The sequence below is a fragment of the Exiguobacterium sp. 17-1 genome (assembly GCF_023096305.1).
Lineage (GTDB): Bacteria > Bacillota > Bacilli > Exiguobacteriales > Exiguobacteriaceae > Exiguobacterium_A > Exiguobacterium_A sibiricum_A.
Window position 1 is genome coordinate 1 of record NZ_JALIGJ010000013.1, and the last position, 1179, is coordinate 1179.

The following is a 1179-nucleotide window of genomic DNA, read 5'->3' on the forward strand; positions in this document are numbered from 1 at the left end:
CCAATCAGACGGTCTCGAAACTTACACATGCACTTCCATCCGCATGCGTCACTATCCTCCTGCGTCCCCCCATTGTTCAAACGGTGGATCGGTGGTACAGGAATATCAACCTGTTATCCATCGCCTACGCCTTTCGGCCTCGGCTTAGGTCCAGACTAACCCTGAGCGGACGAGCCTTCCTCAGGAAACCTTGGGCTTTCGACGGAGGGGATTCTCACCCCTCTTTTCGCTACTCACACCGGCATTCTCACTTCCAAACGCTCCACTGCTCCTTACGGTACAGCTTCACAGCGGTTTGGAACGCTCCCCTACCATTCCTTACGGAATCCGCAGCTTCGGTGGTATGTTTAGCCCCGTTACATTTTCGGCGCGGCGCCACTCGACTAGTGAGCTATTACGCACTCTTTGAATGGTGGCTGCTTCTAAGCCAACATCCTAGCTGTCTAGGCAGCGCCACATCCTTTTCCACTTAACATACACTTTGGGACCTTAGCTGGCGGTCTGGGCTGTTTCCCTCTTGACTACGGATCTTATCACTCGCAGTCTGACTCCCGAGTATAAGTTGCCGGCATTCGGAGTTTAACTGAATTCGGTAACCCTGTGGGGGCCCCTAGTCCAATCAGTGCTCTACCTCCGGAACTCTCAACCTCGAGGCTAGCCCTAAAGCTATTTCGGGGAGAACCAGCTATCTCCAGGTTCGATTGGCATTTCACCGCTACCCACACCTCATCCCCGCACTTTTCAACGTGCGTGGGTTCGGACCTCCAGTCAGTGTTACCTGACCTTCATCCTGGACATGGGTAGATCACCTGGTTTCGGGTCTACGACAACGCACTATGGCGCCCTATTCAGACTCGCTTTCGCTACGGCTCCGCCTCATCAGCTTAACCTCGCGCGCTATCGTAACTCGCCGGTTCATTCTACAAAAGGCACGCCATCACCCATTAACGGGCTCTGACTACTTGTAGGCATACGGTTTCAGGATCTATTTCACTCCCCTTCCGGGGTGCTTTTCACCTTTCCCTCACGGTACTGGTTCACTATCGGTCACTAGGGAGTATTTAGCCTTGGGAGATGGTCCTCCCGGATTCCGACGGGGTTTCACGTGTCCCGCCGTACTCAGGATCCACTCTGGAGGGAAAACAGTTTCAGCTACAGGGCTGTCACCTTCTTCGGCCG

Annotated in this window: 1 rRNA gene; it reads right to left on the reverse strand. The window is 54.1% G+C overall.

The features are described 5' to 3' along the window. A 23S ribosomal RNA gene (locus MUN34_RS15770) occupies positions 1–1179 on the reverse strand; the annotation flags it as partial.